The organism is Pedobacter agri PB92 (genome assembly GCF_000258495.1).
Classification (GTDB): domain Bacteria; phylum Bacteroidota; class Bacteroidia; order Sphingobacteriales; family Sphingobacteriaceae; genus Pedobacter; species Pedobacter agri.
On sequence record NZ_AJLG01000043.1, the window covers coordinates 11,892 to 29,904 of the forward strand.

Sequence of the window (18,013 nt, forward strand, 5' to 3'; positions counted from 1 at the left end):
ATTACTTAAATAAGATGGCAATTAAACTTACAATGCCTGTTAATGCAGATGCAATGGTTGTTATCTCTGCGAAACCGAGTTTATTTTTGCCTGTCTTCTCCGGAACAATAATTTGGCTGCCGGCAGTTACTTTAGGATAATTTTTGATAAATAAAAAGCTTTTGACCGGCGCATTAATGCCATTTGGATATTTAATGTAAGCTCCTTTCAGTCTGGCATTCTCGGTAATACCGCCTGCCGCATCAACATAATATTTGAAATTTGAATTGGCATATCTTAATAACTGGGGATTGTTAACCGAACCATTCACTTCTACAAAAGGTTCGTTTTTAGGGATGAAAAGGCTATCACCAGGCATCAATATCACGGCATCTTTAGCTTGTCGTTTTCGCTTTCCTGTTAGATCCATATCAACCCTCACCCCATTTCGGTATACCTGTGTGTTTTCAAGAGAGCCTAGTGGAGTAATACCACCCGCACGTTTAATAAATTCCATTCCTGTTTCGTCTCTTCGTTGTTGTGCATAATCACCAGGGAATAATACTTCGCCGCGTATTTTGACATTGCCGATAGAACGGTAATTTACCAGGCGAGGTACATAAATATAATCAAGTGGTTCCAGCAGGAAATTTCCGGTTGTTGCCACTGATGTAGAATCCAGATTAATGGTAATGATGTTTACCAGTTTATTTGAAAGGGTATCAGTAACATCTTTCACCAGTCTCGAAATTTCAATGCGATGGTTGGCTGCTTCATTTTGAAATCCATTGGCCATGCTAATCACGTCTGATAAACTCATGCCTTTCCGGTACTGGAAAGTTCCTGGCGCCCTTACATAGCCACCAATGCTAATTGAAGTTTCATCTCTTAGGTCTTTGGTTGAAGTAATAAATACAGAATCTTCACGCATCAGGGCAATATCCTGTGCTTTACCAGACATGATATTTCCTAAATTAAAAGAGATCATTTCCTTTTCTAAATCTGGTGTAATCCTTTTAATATAACCATTCACCATTACGGCATCGTCTCGAAGCCCATCTGCCTTCGCAATTAACGATTTCAGCGTCACACCCTGGTTCAATTCAAAAGTACCTGGTCTGTAAACCGCTCCTTCAATAACCACGCGATTGGCAAATCTTTCCAATATAACACCAAAATAAACGGAGTCGGCGTTTTTAAGCGTGTATCGGTCGAACATATCCGATGAAATGTCTTTGACACTTCTTTCTTTATTTCCTATCTGTGTTACCTTCGCAATGCTTCTATAAGCTAAATCAGCAAAGCCTCCCGCATAGGTAATTAAGTCACTTAAAGTTTCCGATGGTTTGAGTTCATAAATTCCAGGTCTTTTTACAGCCCCATCGATTGCTACTCTGGTGTCGTATACTGGTATCCTGATTACATCCTGATCCCTCAAACTTACATTATCAGATTGAATGCCCTTTTGAAGGAAGTTGTACAAATCAACTACCTGAATCACCCTATTATTTCTAATGAGTTCTATTTTTCTGAGAGAGCCACGGTTAGTAGGGCCGCCACTTTGATATAAGGCGTTAAATAAAGTTGACAATGAGGAAACTGTATACGTTCCTGGCGTAGCCACATCCCCAATAATTGTTACCCTAATGCTTCTTACCGTCCCCAGATTAACCGTTAGTTTAGTTTGTCCCGAGGATAGGGCAGGATAGGCTTTAGCCATTTTTGATCTGATTTGGTTTGTGGCCTGTTCAATGCTCAACCCGTTTACATAAACCAAACCTGCATACGGTATTTTAACTGTTCCTTCTGGACTTACTTTGGCATTGGTTGTACTTTCATTTACACCGGTTAATAAAATCGCTAATTCATCATCCGGGCCCAAGACATAGTTTTTAGGTGTTGCGATTCTTATATTTGGTTCGAATTTAATATTAGGGTTGCTGAAAAACTCATAACCATATATCGGACTTGGTTTTTTTATCGGTTTCGGTTCACTAATTCTCGTGGTATCTCTTGCAGACACCGTTTGAGGTTTTGCTGCTGCATTATTCGCCGGCGCTGTTTTAGCAGTTTTTCCGCCTGAAGATAAACCTGCTAGTCTTTCTTTATATTTATCAACTTCTGCAGGATCCATGCCTCTTGCTGTTAAAAGCTTTATAGCGTCGGCTTCAGATATGCCTGAGGCTTCGAATCTTTTAGATATTTCTAATATTTGTGCATCTGAAAGTTGCTCAACCCTTACTTTGCTCAGGTTATCAGCAGATATCTGTGCAAATAAAGATGTGACTGAGAGGAAAAAAACAAATAGGAAGGCACAAATGAAATATTTTAAGCGCATGAATTGAATTTTAAATTTTATATATAACTGCAAATATAAGTTAAAAACTGATGCGTAGTTTAACGCTGGTATTCTTATTTACTTATTCATCAGCAGTCGTTTTTCAAGATAATCTATTTGATTAGCTGTCCAAAGTTTGAGCAAATAATCTCAAAATCGATTCTCTGAATTTTTCAAGCGAAAATAAGGTGTTGATCCTGATGTTGCCGAGCTCACCCATAGTCGCAATTTTTTCTTTATTGCGAATCAACTTTAATATTTCCCCTGCCGATTCTTCAACATTGTCGTGGGGAATAATGATACCGGTTTCCATGTGTGCGACCATTTCCAGGGCACCACCATGATTGGTAGCAACTACCGGTTTTGAGCTGGCCATGGCTTCCAGAATGACTGTTGGAAACGGATCCGGAAGGATTGAAGGCAAAACGAAGATATCAATAGATTTTAGGATGCTTGGTATGTCAGTTCGGTATCCAATATAAAAAACTGATTGTGGAGGCAGCTCATTATTAAGGCGATCAAGCATTTTATCAACCAGGTGCTCATTGCCCGGATAAGCGTCACCAGCAATGATAAATTTTGTGTCTGGCTCGTGATTAAGTATCTGCCTGGCTATATCGATAAAAAAATCCTGGCCTTTCCAGTGATTTACCCTTCCAATCATTCCGATTACGAGATCGGTCTCCTTCAGGTTTAATTCTTTCCTCAGCAAACCTTCAGAGCGGGTATAAATGCTGGTATCAATGCCATTGTAAATTCTGTTGATATTTGTTGTATTGATATATTCTTTCCAGTGATTTTTAACTGCGTCAGATACAACAATTACATTGTCCGCATATTTATTCACCAAACGGCCCAGAATCCTGGTGAATGTTTTAGGTTTGGTTATAATTTCGTGTATATGCCAGATGTGCTTAATGTTTTTCTTTTTAGCCAGAAATGCCCCAATTAATACACCTGTGGTATTGGAATAAACAATGTCGATTTTTTCCTCATCAATGAGTTTACCTAATGCTTTCCAGGCACTTCTATTCACTTTTATGCGGTTAAGGATCCCGGGAACAGAGAAGTATTTTCGCCTTAAAATTCCCAGCCGAATAATTCTGACTTCCACACCCAGTCGGTTCAATTCACCAATCAATTCACCGTGTTCAGAAACGACAACAATAGGCTTGTGCTTTCCTTCCTGCAAAATATTGGCAACTATGGCTAATATTTTGCTTCCTCCATAAAGATCTGATGATGCGCCTAGTATAAGTATGTTCATTAACTTTCGGTGTAATGTTTTTGTGTAGCCTTAAATACTGCTAATAGTTCGTTTGCAGTGTTTTTCCAAGAAAATTCAGCCAGGCGATTGTTACCATTTTCAATAAGTGTTGCCCTAAACTCAGCGTCAGCAATAATCAATATTATTTTTTCAACCAGTTCATCCACATGAAATGGATCAAATGTCAGCACCGCATTGCCTCCAACCTCAGGTAAACATGTGTTGTTGGCTACGATCACCGGTAACTGATGCTGAAATGCTTCCAATATTGGCAGTCCAAAACCCTCATTTATTGAAGGAAACAAATATAGTTCTGCATTGCGGTAATACCAGGATAAATCATGATCATTTACATAACCCGGCATGATTACGTAATCACCTAAATTGTATTTTTTTATCGAATTTAATATATCGACACCGCCATCCATATCATTTTTAGGGCTAAATTGACCGCATAATACAAGCGAATAATCCGTATAACCCTTGCGGTGCAATTTGTGCAATGATTCAACTAAAGAAGAAATATTTTTTCTTTTTTCGAAAGTACCGATGTGTAAAAAGAATTTCTTTGTTTTTAAGCGAATTGGTCCGGTTGATAAAACTTCATTTTGGGGCAAAGTTTTTGGAGCTTCCGAGATTACTATTATTTTCTCAGGAATTAACGTTGAAAAATGAGCAATTCGATTTTTTGCATAAAGGGTTGGCGCAATCACATAGGGGGATTTTTTTGCCGCGTTGACTCCTAAATGGTGAAAAATTTTAAGCCAATGCTTGTTGTAATGTTCCGGATATTCCCAAAAAAAAGCATCGTGAAATACCGGTATCGTTTTAAAGTTTATGTTTACATAGGGAACAAAAAAGTCTGTACAGAAAACGACATCACAACTGTTTACCGCAGCGAGAAAAGGAAGCATGACTTGTTTCCAAAGAAAGAAACGCAAGTGCTCTACTAACTTTAACACCTTATTTTTACCATTATAAACTGGCAGAGGGCTGTCAAAAAAGTAAAATTGAAATCCAGATTTGCCTTTTTTGAATTCTTTGCAGATTTCTTCGAGATATGTTTTGGTTCCAGTTTTGGCTATTTTCAAATCCCGGATATCAATCCCGACTACAATAGGTTTGGTGCTAAAATTCTTTTTCATCATGAACTACCCAGTAGTTTTAGCATCTCATTTTTATAAGCTACCGAGATTAGATCCCAGTTATACTTGTCAGTTAAACCCGAACTGACTTTTGCTTTTAATACCCTTACCTGTTCTGGATGTTCTTCTAAATTTTCCATTGCTTGTGAGACGTCACCTGCAGTTTCATCAAACAATATTCCAAACTCACCGTTGTTTAGCATTTCCTGGTTAAAAACTGTATTTAAAGCTAAAATAGCACAGTTATTAATCATTGCTTTTAACATGGCCGGATTGGTACCTCCATATTTGTGGCCATGAATGTAGGCAAATGCATGCTGATAAATGGCCATTAATTCTTGCTGATCCTTTACGTAGCCTGGAAAAATAAGCTTATCGCTTTGCAATGCCTTTAATTCTGTTGCATATTCATCAGTATAAGGGACATCACCAATAACCACTAGTTTTTTCTTTGAATTTGATTTTAAAAATCCATCGATGATCAGATCCGCATTATTGTCCGGAATCAAACGGCCAACTATGAGGTAGTAACCTTCCACTTCAAGTCCGAAGCGTTCCAGTATATCTTCATTTGCAGGGGTGAACTGAGGTGCTCCGTACGCAATTACAGTTGAATCTTTATTGAATTCTTTTAGATAAACCTGACGCATCGCTTCAGCATCCGTAATGATTTTATCATAAAGTTTCGTTGCTACTTTTGCGGCAAAATAAAAATACTTTGCGCCCAATCCTCTCCATTTTGGCCTGAGCCATTCCAGTCCATCCACATTGATCATGGTTTTTTTTCCGGTAATTTTCGGAATCCAACCCATTGGCCCTGCCGCAAGATTCACTACCAATATCACATCCGTTTTGCTTAACGTGGCATGCAGAATAGAAAGAAAAGAATGAATGATTTGATTTAAAGATTTTTGCGGTAAGGTAGGAATGTAATGCAGTTTAATTCCATTCACCGCTTCAGGATGCTCAGTAAATAAATTTCTTTGACAATAAACATGCACTTCAACACCCTGAACAACTAAACGTTCACTCAGCTCTTTCACAAAAGTCTCAAAACCTCCGTATACATATGGATACCCTCTCGAGCCAACAATCGCAATTCTCATTTAATCTGTGTTAATGGCATAGTACCTAATTATACCACCTTTTTTACAGATGGACGCTATTATTTCCAACAGAATTGCAAAAGGCAAAACACATAGCAATCCCAAAATTAGTAATATGGTTTTTTTTCTTTTCAGTTCTGCAATTAAAAAACCTTTGTATCCAAACCAACTAAATATAGTTTGAACCATACCTACAATGCCGAGATGTAAAGAAAAATAAGATGCTGATTTGATTTTGAAGCCATTAGCCTGTATTAAATTTTTTAAAACTGCAGGTGTAAAATGGCTAATATGCCGGGGAACGTCGAGGTGTAACCATTTATTGCCAGCCCATTTTGCCTGCCAGCTGTCGAAATTCGGAACTTCAATAATCAGTAAGCCGTCTTTTTTCAAATTGTCTTCAATCAGATTTCCAAGCAGATTTCCTGACAGGTGAATATGTTCCAGCACATGGAATAACGTGAGTACATCAAATTTCTTCTGGAAAACAGACCCAGATTGATAATAATCAGTATTAATGTCCAGGTTAAAATGTTCTTTTGCATAATTGGCTCTCGGTACAGAACTTTCAATGCCTTTCACTCCAAAGCCGTTTTCTTTAGCAAAATGGAGAAATAGGCCCTTACCTGAACCAAAATCTAAAATATCGGAGGGGAGTGGTTTTAAGGCTTTTATTTTCTTTAAAACGTGGTTATATTCTATTTCCTGAATTTTAAAGAAAATGCTTTTTTTTGTATCCTGTACAGCATAGTCTTTATCATCGTAATAACTTTTGATATCCACCTCGTGGTTAAACCAGGTAAAGTTATGCTGGCAAATTTGACACTTTCTGATTAAATAACGCTCATCATCATTTACCTTGATTTCAAAAACCACAGGGCTTAACTGGGTTTTATCGCTAAGGCATACAGGACAAGTAGTAATAATCATAAACATGAGACAACAAACCCTCAATGGGTTTGAATCGGCAAACTTAAAAAAAATATATTAGTAATGCGTTAATATGTTGGCATTCGAAAACCGATTGGCAAACAAGATGATCGTTTATTAAGCTTAGTCTGTTACTGCTGTAGCTTGTTCGGATTTTACAGCCATTTTTGTGGAGATGATGTTCACAAATAAACCTGAGAAAAACCACATTAAATAAGAGGTGTATGAAGAGGTTTCGATTTCGGAAGTTAAAGAAGGTATGATAAATCCAATTCTGATTAATAATATCGCCAGGCATATCTTTTTTTCCTTTCCATCCAAACGCGGCAACCATTTAATACCTTCTCTGATAAAAGAGATGTAAATGGTAAGGTATAATATTAAAGCTAGTATGCCCGCCTGCACGCCTATAATTATATATTGATTTTCGCCACCTATATTTTCGCCAAGCGTTCCACCAATTCTTCCGGATGAACCGAGCCCTAAGCCTAACGGGTTTGCCGCTATTGCCAAAGCGCCTTGTACCCATTCAACCACGTGCCCAACACTTGATGGATTGCTGAAATTAATCGTATTGATAATTACCATTTGCAATCCATCATTTTGATCTTGCTCTTTTGTTAGGAGGTAGGTAACATACAATGCTAATAATATTCCAACGGCGTGAAAAGAATGGTAGATGTATTTTTTGCCGGCAAGGAGGGCATACACATATAACAAGATGAAATAGCTTATAAAAGCCGATCGGGAAAGTGCAAAAACAATACAGGTTAGCGTTGCTGCCAGGGCCAGATAGCCAAAGTTACTGAGTTTAATTTTATATTCATCCGTGGTGTAGAGCGCTGCTATAACGGCGAAAGCAATAACGGTTGCAGAGGCAAATTCTAATGGGTTTGCGAAAAAGCTAGCAAATCGTTTATATCCACCTTCTGATTCAAAGGTCCAGGTTAGGCCATAATTACCACTTGGCTCAAAGTTGAAGAAGTAAAAGTTGTATTCTGCGTATCCAGTAATGGTTTGTAAATGACGATCTAACAAAACCTCCGTTAACAATACAAAAGCCGCCGCAATTGATAATAGTAGAATATAATGAAAGTATTTACTGATATAAATTTCCTTCGGTTTAAACAGGCGGCCACAACAATAAACCAGTACGAAAAACGAAAGTGTTTTAAACGCCATAATCCGTTCGCCAAAACCTTGTTCGCCGATAGGTAAAATGACGTATAGTAAGGTGTAGCCAAAGAAAACAATGATGAGGTAATCGATGTAATGAAGTTTGATTTTGGTTTTTAAATTCCAAACGCAAATTCCAAGCGTAATGACTACGAAGATTTCTTTTAAAGATTGAAGCAAAGGGATCAAACTTTTAAAGCCAAGCAGAAAGGAAACTGAAAGTACAGTGGTGTAAATAGACAATCCAAAAATAAGAAACAGAACAAAGCCTTGCTTTTTACCTTGCACTATATCCGTTATCGCCAGTATAAAGGCTAATATATATGCGATTGGAAATATTGCGATCATGACCAGATTGTTGTTTGAGGAGTGAACAAACCTTCCTTAAGTCCTTTCAGCAGAAACTTTGCTTTTTGTTTTCTATTCCTGATCAAAAAATAACATAATAATATCGAATAATACATCGCATTATATCCAAATATAAAAATCATGAACGCTGGATTTGCATATCTACGTAGAAACCACAATTTATTGCGATTTACATAATAATGGATAATGGGACTTAATTCACCCTCCGAATTTTTAACTTTTTGCTTGCCTGAAACTCCTGCCTCATGGTAAACCTTGCTGGTGGGTAAGTAGTCTAGTCGTCCCGCAAATTTTCGTAACCGGAAGGATAAATCTACATCTTCATAATATAAAAAAAACTTACCAGTGAATAAGCCCACTTTTTTTACTGCATCATTTCTTACCAAAAAACAACAACCTGTTAACCATTCTACCTGTTCAGGAACCCTTAGGGATTGTCTTGATTTTTTATTGTTGGAATAAGTGATCCCCCACCACTTATTATAGTATGAGCCGCCATTCCAAAGTGTATCTTTTTTGTGTAGATAATAAATGGAAGGCTGAACGGCAACGGTTTCAGGATTTTGCCTTAGATGATTGATCAAAGGGGAAAGAAAGTTTTCATCCACCTCAGTGTCATTATTAAGCAATAGGGAGAAGGTATACCCCTCCGCTATGCTATATTTGAAAGCAGCATTGTTTCCCTCAGCAAAGCCCAAATTGCTTTTATTATCAATCAGGATATGCTTGGGGAATTTTTCTTTCAAAATTGAAAGTGAATCGTCGGTTGAGCCATTGTCAGCAATAATGATATCGTATTCTTTTGCATCACAATATTGCGTAATGGATAACACGCAGCTAATCGTGTGTGCCGGTGTATTCCAATTTAATATGATTATCGCAACAGGCTTAGGCATTTGTATTGGATCGGCGTTTAATTACATATTCGTACATGATTAAAGCGCTTCCATCTATTAAAAGGGTGTAAGCACCAAACCAATTTTGCAAACCCTGGGTTACCAGGAACCATGAAGTAAATGCCGAGATGCAGAACAAGATGAGTGCAATTCTAAATATTGCCAGCGTATTGTTTTTTAATAGTAGATCTAGCACATTCAGAACGTTCAAAGCAGCCAAAAATGGCACAAATGCCATCATCCTTAAATACATGATTGCATCCTGGTTTCTTTCTCCGGAAAGCAAATGAACGATAAATTCTGGCATGATGAATAAAACTAACGATAAAGTCAAAAACATTAATGCGATTAATTTTCCCATTTTGGCTTTATAAGCTTTCCATGCATTTACATTCTCTTTATAAATCTGAGCAGCTTTAGGATAGATTGCATTTGACACCGAAATAATCAAAATTCTCGAAGAGCCAATCACTTTATCGCAGATTGAATAGGCGCCCAACCAAAGTGGATTTCCCCATTTCGCTAACGAGAAAATCATCAGTGATTGCTGAAGATGAACGGAAATATTGTTTACGGTAAGGAAAAAGTTATCTTTCCCGATTTTTGATATTTCTTCTTTTTCAGGTAAATGCAGGGTGAGTTTATGTTTCAACATCACAAATGTTAATAACATGGCGTATGCTAAAGTGCTGGATGCACCGATGATAAAGTTTACCCATTCAGAATCTTTAGTGCCAGTAATGAATACTAGAATGGCTAAGATGACCACAACTTTAGAAAGCAGGTTGGCAATGTTATAGATTTTTAGCTTTTCAGTGCCTAAGAAAATAAATAGCGGATTTAAAACCTCAGCCAATACAATTGGTGAAGATAAAAGAATAAATTGATAATACCGGATATTGGCCCATTGTAAGAAAAAAATGAGGACGAGGTAGGCTATGAATATTATGGTGCGCACCCAGATTGTATTAGAAACTACCTGATTTAATTTGGTCGTTTCGTTAGCATAAGTGGCAACATCTCTTACGCCCGATTGATTGGTGCCATAATTAATTACGATAGATGACAGACCGGAAAATGTATTTGCAAGAATAACCATTCCAAAAGCTTCGATACCAATAATTCGGGTAATGATGGGATACATCAAGAGAATTAGCAATATATTGGAGATTTGAATACTACTTAAATTGAAGAAATTCGAAACTATTTTAGTTTCCTTTAAACCACTTATGAAATTTGATAGAACTTGCTTCAAAACTTTTTGAAAGATGTTTGGCAAATTTATATAAATAAAAATAGATTATGTTATTAAAAATGTTTTGCCTGATATATAAGCTTGGCGTGTTTTTTGTTGTAACGGCTACGAATTTGAAGCAGTTCTGTGCTGTTTTAACTAAATACCTAACAAATTTATCTGTTTACTAAACTAGCTAATTATATTTGGCAAAATATTTACCATTTAAATGATTGAAAGTAATAGTACTTATTTTAAGACAATAAGTATCCTTATAGATCTTCTTTTAGTGAATTTATCTGGCTATATTGGTTATGTTATAGCTTATGATACTTATGGTATTTCGGATGGCAGGGGTATTAATTTCTTACACATCCTGCTTATTAATTTTGTTTGGTTTAATGTTACCCAGATCACCAAGATCTATCAGGATATGTTTGTCAAAGACGCTATTCCAACCATTAAACAATCATTATGGAGCCTGTTAATTTTAGGCATAATCATCTTCATTCTCGTATTTTACCTACGCGATTTTAACGTCTCGATTAAGTTAATCATTTATGCGGCGATCATTTTTGCTCCGCTTTTTTTAACAGGAAAAATTGTTTTTCTTCTTTTGAGAAGATCAAGCAGGGCAAAACTAATCAACTATAAGAAGGTAGTTATTGTAGGTGCTGGTCCGCTTGGTATGGATCTAAAGAATCACCTGGAAAAAAACACGCACCTGGGCTATAAAGTGGTAGGTTTTTTTGATGATGATCCAGAAAAACAGACCCTCAGCCATATCATTGGTAATGTAAGTGAATGTATAGAATACGTTAAGAACAGTAATGTGAATGAAATTTACTGTGCTTTGCCAGATCGTGCCTTATCAAAAATAGATACACTCATGCGGCAGGCTGATAAGGCTTTGATACGTTTTAAGCTCGTGCCGGATGTAAAAGATTATTTTAAGAAAAATGTAATGGTTCAACTCTATGGGCATTTGCCTGTTTTAAGTCCACGTACAGAACCCCTGGAAATATTAAGCAATCAAATTATTAAGCGGCTGTTTGATATTACCTTCTCGCTCTGCATCGTAATTTTTGTGATGAGCTGGCTGGTACCCCTGCTTGCAATTTTAATCAAATTAGAATCAAAGGGCCCTGTTTTTTTTAAGCAACTGCGTTCGGGTAAAGATAATCAGCCTTTTTACTGCTTAAAATTCAGAAGCATGCGATTAAACAGTGAGGCAGATTCAAAACAGGCAAGTCCAAACGATGCTCGTGTTACCCGTTTAGGTGCCTTTATGCGGAAAAAAAGTATCGACGAGATGCCACAGTTTTTTAATGTTTTAATGGGAGAGATGTCCGTTGTCGGCCCCAGGCCACACATGTTACAGCATACGGCAGACTATTCAGCTTTGATTGATCAGTTTATGGTCAGACATTTCTTGTTACCAGGTATTACCGGTTGGGCACAGGTTAATGGGTTTAGAGGCGAAACACGAGAAGATGGATCTATGGAAGAGCGTGTAAAATCAGATATATGGTATTTGGAAAACTGGTCTTTACTGTTAGATTTTAAAATTACTTTTTTAACCATCTGGCAAGTTATTTTTGGGCATAAAAACGCAAATTAACAAGCCTGACATAGCATTTGAACTTATAAAAGATGTGAATCAAATAATTTTCCGTCCTTTGCGAAATCATTCAATTTTAAAACAATATTAATGAAGAAAATTTTTACAGTCCTCGTCCTGATATTTTTAGCCACTCAGATTCACGCTCAATCACAATATCAACCTTATTCTTATCAATTTTATCAAAAATTAAACAGAGAGGTATATAATACTGATACACGTTTCCACAGTAGCTTAAAGCCTTTCTTTATTGATGATAGTTTATTGATTGAACACGGTAAGCAGTTATTGAGCATTGGCATAGATTCAACACGGCATTCGTGGGTGAGCCGAAAAATATTTAATGAGCATTTGATAGATATCCAAAAGGAAGAGTATACGTTCTATGCTGATTTCTTACCTGACTTTCAAATTGGTAAAGATTTTTCCGGAAAGCAAAATCTTTGGTTAAATACTCGTGGTTATCAGGTTGGTGGAACTATAGGAAACAAGTTTTCTTTCTACACCAGCGGTTTCGAAAATCAGGGCAGGTTTGCGAAGTATTATACCGATTATGCCAGAAGCAATAATGTTGTTCCAGGACAATCCTACAATAGAGATTATGGATCTAACGCTGGAAAAATGTCGCTCGATTGGTCATATGTAACCGCTTTGATTTCTTACACACCATCCAAATATATTAATGTAACTGCTGGATATGATAAAAACTTTATTGGTGATGGCTATCGTTCCATGCTATTGTCGGATGTTTCCTCTCCCTATCCATTTTTAAAACTTACCGGTAACCTCGGTAACGTACAGTACATGGCTTTATGGGCCTCGTTACAGGATCCTACTGTTCCGAAATTATCCTATGAAGCAGGTAATCGTAAAAAAGGAGGTGTTTTTCATTATTTAGATTGGAATGTAAATAACCGTTTGTCACTTGGTTTTTTTGATTCAATTATTTGGGGACAAACAGATGATTTAGGAAATGAAAGAGGTTTCGACTGGGGTTATGCTAATCCGATCATTTTCCTTCGCCCTGTTGAAGCATCAAGCGGGTCTCCTGATAATTCGATGATTGGCTTGACTGCTAAATATAAGTTTGCCAAAGAAATCGTTGCTTATGGACAGTTTTCGTTAGATGAATTTGAAGCAAGTAATTTCTTTTCGAGCAATGGCAGTCCGCGTAATAAATACGGATGGCAGTTAGGTGTAAGAGGTGCTGACATTTTTAAAATAGAAAACCTGAATTATTTATTGGAATACAACACCGCTAAACCTTATACCTATACTGGGCGAACTCAAATTGTAAATTATACCGGTTATGCAGAACCACTTGCACATCGCCTGGGCGCCAATTTTAGAGAAGTATTGGGAATTGTTAACTATTCATGGAAAAGATTTGATTTTACTGGTCAGTTGCAGTATGCTAAATATGGTTTAAGTTTGAACGGCCAAGATTATGGTCGCGATTTGAGCATTCCTTATTCTGAGGCCATCAAACAAACCGGGAACTTCACCTCCCAGGGATTACGCACCGACTTATACTATGCTGAAGGGCGGGTAGCGTATATTATCAATCCAAAATATAATCTCCGTTTAGAAGTTGGTGGAATTTACAGAAATGAGCGTAATGCTTTAACTAACAATAATACAGGATTAATTACCTTCGGTTTGAGGAGTTCATTCAGAAATCTTTATACTGATTTTTAATAACTATCAAAAAAAATAAAATCCATCTAATTTAACATTGATGGATTTTTAATTTTGTGAGTTGAATACATTCAGCGGCATTCAGTTTAAATCTTTAGATTGTTGATGATGATGTTGGCTATTTGAATTTATTGCGATGTCTTTATCGATGATGAAATACTCTGGATCAATCTTAAGATGTGAATTATCAAGTCTTTAAAAAGCCGCAATTTTATCGGATCAAATTTATCCAACCACTAAAGGTTGGTAATTCATTATTGAAATTAATTCGATAATAGTAAATAGCTACCGGGAGGTTATTTCCATTTAATGTTCCATCCCAAGGTTTAAAAGGGCCATTGCTCTGATAAATCAACTGTCCATTACGATCAATTATTTTAATGGATATTTGTGGGAATTTATGCGCTGAAGGAATCTCCCAAACATCATTAATGCCATCACCATTTGGTGAGAAAGAATTTGGAATGCTGATTTTTGGGTAGGTTTTTACAAATACGCTATCTAAACCTGGCAAGCAACCATGTTCAGATGAAGCCACTAAAGCATAATTTATATCAGTTGGCGGTGTTGCTATTGGATTTAGACTTTTAGGGTCATCTAAATATTCGGATGGCACCCATTTAAAGCTATCGTAGTTACCACTTATTTGGCCCTGTAATCTGGTCGATTGTCCAGCAAAAATTGTGATATCTTTTCCAGCATTTACGACCGGTTTTTTTATCACAGTTATGCTGATGTTGGCATATTCAACGCAAGCGCCATTTGATACTGCAACACTATAAGTTGTGTTTTCAATAGGTGTTGCAATAGGGTGTGAAGTATGTGGATCGGAAAGACCATCAATAGGGCTCCATAGGTATGTTTTGCCGCCAGAAGCTGAAAGTTCTATTGAGTTTCCTACGCAAATTTCAGCTTCCTGGAAGTTTGTAATAACTTTTGGAGGATTTAAAATAGTAACTGTAGTGGTGTCACTGGTAGTGCATCCATTTGATGTTACCGTAAGTACGTAGATTCCGGACATTTCTTTTGATGCATTTAAAAGAACTGGATTTTTTTCTTTTGAAGAAAAATTTGGTCCTTCCCAAAAATATGAATCGGCTTCGTCGGAAGACAACTGAATGCTTTGCCCAACACATACCGGGCCTGAATTACCTGCTTTCGCTTTAGAATTTACCTTAATTGTAAATGTTGGAAAGGCTACCCTGCAGCTCGGAAAATTTATATTATTTTTCTCTGCGGTATTTAGGCGATATTGATAAGTTCCGGGTCGGGCACCGTCAAATTTCGCAACGTACACAGTCTCGGTTTCTCCACTAATATCATTCCAGCCAGTTCCTGTATTTACTTGCCATTGGTATCCAGGATTAGCGTAAAAATTATCTGATACGTTAGCTTCAAATCGATAATTGCCAATATCGTTTTCGCATAAAGTTGCGTTTAGATCATCTTTCAAGTTTAAGTGCTGGGTAGCTATAGGTCCGCAGGGGCGGAAAGCGATATCATCAAACGCTACATCATTACCACTACCTCCCATACCCAAATTGACAATTTTGAGTATTAATTCAGTTTCATCTTCTACCTTAAAAATGGTAGAATATTTAATCCATTCAGGCGTAGGTCCGTCAGGTATTTCGCCTGTAGCATATTCTTTTAAAACCTTACCAAGTTTCGTTTCGATATGAAAAGAAATGTTTGGCTTTTTTCCGGAATAGTTTAGGAGATTAATAATCCATCCTGAAAACTCATATGTTGTGCCTGGACATAAAGCAGGAAGTGAGGTTTGGTAAATAATTCCTGGATCGATAGATGCATTAACAATCATCATATAGCCATTTGGATCATTTGGAGTATGATTGGTAATTTGGTGCCAGCCATAATCGTCATTGTACATTCCGTTTGTATTTTTAGATATTGTATATTCTCCATCGTTTGGGGTGCCAGCAACAAATCTGTACGTGGTAGCATTGCTTACTGACTGTCCAAAGACAGATGATCCCCGGTTAAAATCAATATTTACTACAGGCTCGCCCAAAGCTCCAGTGCATTGCTGTCCAACGACTTCAAGCTTATAAAATATCATGAGTACAAGTAAAAATAAAAATATTGTTCTCATTAAAGTATATAGCGTTTTAGAAATATATGCATTGAAGTAAATTAGATGATCGAGGCATATGGTTAATCACATATAACGAAAATTTACACTGTTTGTTCGCTATACCTTCAGATTTTATATTGCTTGAAATTGGCTATCCAATCATAAAACAATCTCCTCCCTACTAAAACCAAGGTATTTTGTCTAAACAATGCTTCTGAATAACTGAATATTCGTAGTCATTGTATAGTGCTCTCGCCAATTCATAGTTTAACCTCAAACCGCCACTACATTAGTTTTCAGTATCTTTAGCCGCGAAACAATTAGTATTTAAGGGCTATTGATGCAGCACAGATGTTGAGATAATTTTATAGTATTAAATTTTAGCATGTTAAATGTTAAATAGAGATGGAATAATCAAAACTATTCAAGCCGTAATCAGATGAAGATTGTAATTGTAGGTACAAGGGGGATACCTGACTTTTACCGGGGATTCGAAAAGGGAGCTCAACTTGTTGCTCGAGGATTAGCAGATAGGGGGCACCATGTGACCGTATATTGTGCACACAATCATCCTTATCAAAAATCTCACTGGCGTGGAATCGAATTGATTCATGTTTACGACCCTGAATATAAATTAGGCTCTGTTAGTAATTTTTTTTATGATTATTTTTGTTTCAAAGATCTTAGGAATCGAGCCTGTGATCTCGTCATCCAATACGGCCCTTCCAGCGGAATCTGGTCTTGGATGCTTCCTAAAAATATGTTGCTTGTGTCCAATATTTCAACTATAGAGTGGAGAAATAAAAAATACAATACATTAACTTCAAAATTTCTTGAATTAGCTGAAAAATTTACCGTTCGTTACAGCCATTCTATAGTTTCAGATTCAAACCTTAGCTGTTCCTATCTAAGGAGTCGTTATAAAAAACGGGTCAAATTTATTCCTCCGGGAGTGGAGGCTTTAAGTTTAGATGAGAAAGCCAATTTAGATAAACATTATCTTAAACCCTATTCCTATAGCGTATATATTGGTAGCCTGGAGAAACAAAATCACATCGAAATGATATTAGATGGTTTCGTGATGTCATCTTCCGGGAATCGGTTCCTTGTAGTTGGTCATCATGGTACACGTTTTGGTAATTACTTGCAAGAAAAATACAAGCATTGTACCCTTATCGAATTTTGTGGTGCCATTTATGACAAACATATCCTCAATCGCTTGCGTTATTTTTCAGACATCTGTTACTACGGACGGGATGAGCCTACTTACTTGCTGTATGATGCGATGGCTGCAAATTGCATACCTTCTGCCTATGGAAGCAGTGCAAACCGAGATGTTTTAGGTAATGATGCTCTTTATTTTACAAGTTCGTTTCACGTTTCAAAGCAATTGTTGTTAGTAACAAATAAAAAAATAGATTATAGGAAGGTTATCGAAAATAATAATAAAAAAACGACAGATGTTTATAATTGGCCTACTGTTATTGAGCAATACGCCAGTCACCTAGGTAGTATTTTTTCATCTCGATGCACTCTCTATTCAAATGTTAACAAAGTAGAATCAAAATTATTCCCTGTTAATGATCATTAAAAGCAATTATATTTTCCAGGATTGGCGGAGTAACCATCATAACGCTAAAGGCAAAGCGATTATGACTTTTTTCAGGTGTGCTTCTCTTATCGAACAGCATTTGTTTTTGAAAATTTTGTTCTTTTGGTATCTTTTACTTTATAAGTTTATAATCGGTTGGATTTTTAATATTGAAATCAGCTCGAAAGTAAACATTGGGAAAGGACTTAAACTGGTTTACGGGCATGGTTCAGTAATTAATGGTATGGCGAATATTGGAGAAAATTGTACGTTACGCCATCTTACAACCATTGGGTGTAAGATTTTGGAAGATGGGTCGTCCGGACCATCGCCGGTAATCGGCAACAATGTTGATATTGGTGTAAACGCTACTATTATTGGCGATATCAAAATTGGTGACCATGTTGTTATCGGTGCAGGATCTGTGGTTACCAAAGACGTTGAGAGTAATTGTGTTATCGGTGGAAACCCTGCGGTTATTCTGAAAATGATTTATAGGTATCCGATAGCAGATTTTGGCGAACCAGATGGTTTATCACCTGCAAATTAATTCATTCTCCACCTATTT

The 18,013-nt window shown here is 36.8% G+C and carries 13 protein-coding genes; 4 read left to right on the plus strand and 9 right to left on the minus strand.

From position 1 onward, the window contains the following. Nucleotide 1: 1 nt before the first annotated feature. From ON09_RS08460 to ON09_RS08495, 8 genes are all read right to left on the minus strand, one after another. Nucleotides 2–2,317, minus strand: coding sequence for an SLBB domain-containing protein (locus tag ON09_RS08460; protein WP_010600628.1), 2,316 nt, complete (start codon nucleotides 2,315–2,317; stop codon nucleotides 2–4). Between the two features lie 121 nt (nucleotides 2,318–2,438). Next, complete coding sequence (locus ON09_RS08465; RefSeq protein ID WP_010600629.1) at nucleotides 2,439–3,584, minus strand: glycosyltransferase family 4 protein; 1,146 nt, start codon at nucleotides 3,582–3,584, stop codon at nucleotides 2,439–2,441. After that, the gene (locus tag ON09_RS08470; RefSeq protein WP_029204217.1) at nucleotides 3,584–4,732 is read right to left on the minus strand and encodes a glycosyltransferase family 4 protein; all 1,149 of its coding nucleotides are present in this window, start codon (nucleotides 4,730–4,732) and stop codon (nucleotides 3,584–3,586) included. The genes ON09_RS08465 and ON09_RS08470 overlap by 1 nt, the downstream gene beginning before the upstream one ends. After that, complete coding sequence (locus ON09_RS08475) at nucleotides 4,729–5,835, minus strand: DUF1972 domain-containing protein (RefSeq protein WP_010600631.1); 1,107 nt, start codon at nucleotides 5,833–5,835, stop codon at nucleotides 4,729–4,731. Before ON09_RS08475 ends, ON09_RS08470 begins: the two co-directional genes overlap by 4 nt. Next, nucleotides 5,836–6,765: a class I SAM-dependent methyltransferase gene (locus ON09_RS08480; RefSeq protein ID WP_238533629.1), complete on the minus strand. Its 930-nt coding sequence runs from the start codon at nucleotides 6,763–6,765 to the stop codon at nucleotides 5,836–5,838. A 123-nt stretch (nucleotides 6,766–6,888) separates the two neighbouring features. Next, complete coding sequence (locus ON09_RS08485; protein WP_010600633.1) at nucleotides 6,889–8,289, minus strand: O-antigen ligase family protein; 1,401 nt, start codon at nucleotides 8,287–8,289, stop codon at nucleotides 6,889–6,891. Next, nucleotides 8,286–9,206: a glycosyltransferase family 2 protein gene (locus ON09_RS08490; protein WP_010600634.1), complete on the minus strand. Its 921-nt coding sequence runs from the start codon at nucleotides 9,204–9,206 to the stop codon at nucleotides 8,286–8,288. Before ON09_RS08490 ends, ON09_RS08485 begins: the two co-directional genes overlap by 4 nt. Continuing rightward, on the minus strand, nucleotides 9,199–10,461 hold the full coding sequence (locus tag ON09_RS08495; RefSeq protein WP_157258882.1) for an oligosaccharide flippase family protein: 1,263 nt from the start codon (nucleotides 10,459–10,461) through the stop codon (nucleotides 9,199–9,201). Before ON09_RS08495 ends, ON09_RS08490 begins: the two co-directional genes overlap by 8 nt. Nucleotides 10,462–10,669: 208 nt before the next feature. Here ON09_RS08495 and ON09_RS08500 point away from each other — a divergent pair, with 208 nt between their 5' ends. Then, nucleotides 10,670–12,061: an undecaprenyl-phosphate glucose phosphotransferase gene (locus ON09_RS08500; protein ID WP_010600636.1), complete on the plus strand. Its 1,392-nt coding sequence runs from the start codon at nucleotides 10,670–10,672 to the stop codon at nucleotides 12,059–12,061. Between the two features lie 90 nt (nucleotides 12,062–12,151). After that, the gene (locus tag ON09_RS08505; RefSeq protein WP_010600637.1) at nucleotides 12,152–13,759 is read left to right on the plus strand and encodes a hypothetical protein; all 1,608 of its coding nucleotides are present in this window, start codon (nucleotides 12,152–12,154) and stop codon (nucleotides 13,757–13,759) included. 211 nt (nucleotides 13,760–13,970) lie between these two features. Here ON09_RS08505 and ON09_RS08510 read toward each other — a convergent pair whose 3' ends face one another. Then, entirely contained in the window at nucleotides 13,971–15,872 is a 1,902-nt protein-coding gene (locus tag ON09_RS08510) for a gliding motility-associated C-terminal domain-containing protein (protein ID WP_010600638.1), read from the minus strand. Nucleotides 15,873–16,293: 421 nt separating this feature from the next. Between ON09_RS08510 and ON09_RS08515 the strand changes: the two genes are divergently transcribed. Further along, complete coding sequence (locus ON09_RS08515) at nucleotides 16,294–17,445, plus strand: glycosyltransferase (protein WP_010600639.1); 1,152 nt, start codon at nucleotides 16,294–16,296, stop codon at nucleotides 17,443–17,445. After that, entirely contained in the window at nucleotides 17,435–17,995 is a 561-nt protein-coding gene (locus ON09_RS26630) for a serine O-acetyltransferase (protein ID WP_010600640.1), read from the plus strand. The genes ON09_RS08515 and ON09_RS26630 overlap by 11 nt, the downstream gene beginning before the upstream one ends. Nucleotides 17,996–18,013 lie beyond the last annotated feature (18 nt).

Coding starts and splice junctions, on each gene's coding strand:
- ON09_RS08465 (WP_010600629.1), bottom strand. CDS start 3,584: ATGAACATACTTATACTAGGCGCATCATCAGATCTTTATGGAGGAAGC.
- ON09_RS26630 (WP_010600640.1), top strand. CDS start 17,435: ATGATCATTAAAAGCAATTATATTTTCCAGGATTGGCGGAGTAACCAT.
- ON09_RS08470 (WP_029204217.1), bottom strand. CDS start 4,732: ATGATGAAAAAGAATTTTAGCACCAAACCTATTGTAGTCGGGATTGAT.
- ON09_RS08460 (WP_010600628.1), bottom strand. CDS start 2,317: ATGCGCTTAAAATATTTCATTTGTGCCTTCCTATTTGTTTTTTTCCTC.
- ON09_RS08485 (WP_010600633.1), bottom strand. CDS start 8,289: ATGATCGCAATATTTCCAATCGCATATATATTAGCCTTTATACTGGCG.
- ON09_RS08490 (WP_010600634.1), bottom strand. CDS start 9,206: ATGCCTAAGCCTGTTGCGATAATCATATTAAATTGGAATACACCGGCA.
- ON09_RS08475 (WP_010600631.1), bottom strand. CDS start 5,835: ATGAGAATTGCGATTGTTGGCTCGAGAGGGTATCCATATGTATACGGA.
- ON09_RS08510 (WP_010600638.1), bottom strand. CDS start 15,872: ATGAGAACAATATTTTTATTTTTACTTGTACTCATGATATTTTATAAG.
- ON09_RS08500 (WP_010600636.1), top strand. CDS start 10,670: ATGATTGAAAGTAATAGTACTTATTTTAAGACAATAAGTATCCTTATA.
- ON09_RS08505 (WP_010600637.1), top strand. CDS start 12,152: ATGAAGAAAATTTTTACAGTCCTCGTCCTGATATTTTTAGCCACTCAG.
- ON09_RS08480 (WP_238533629.1), bottom strand. CDS start 6,765: ATGATTATTACTACTTGTCCTGTATGCCTTAGCGATAAAACCCAGTTA.
- ON09_RS08515 (WP_010600639.1), top strand. CDS start 16,294: ATGAAGATTGTAATTGTAGGTACAAGGGGGATACCTGACTTTTACCGG.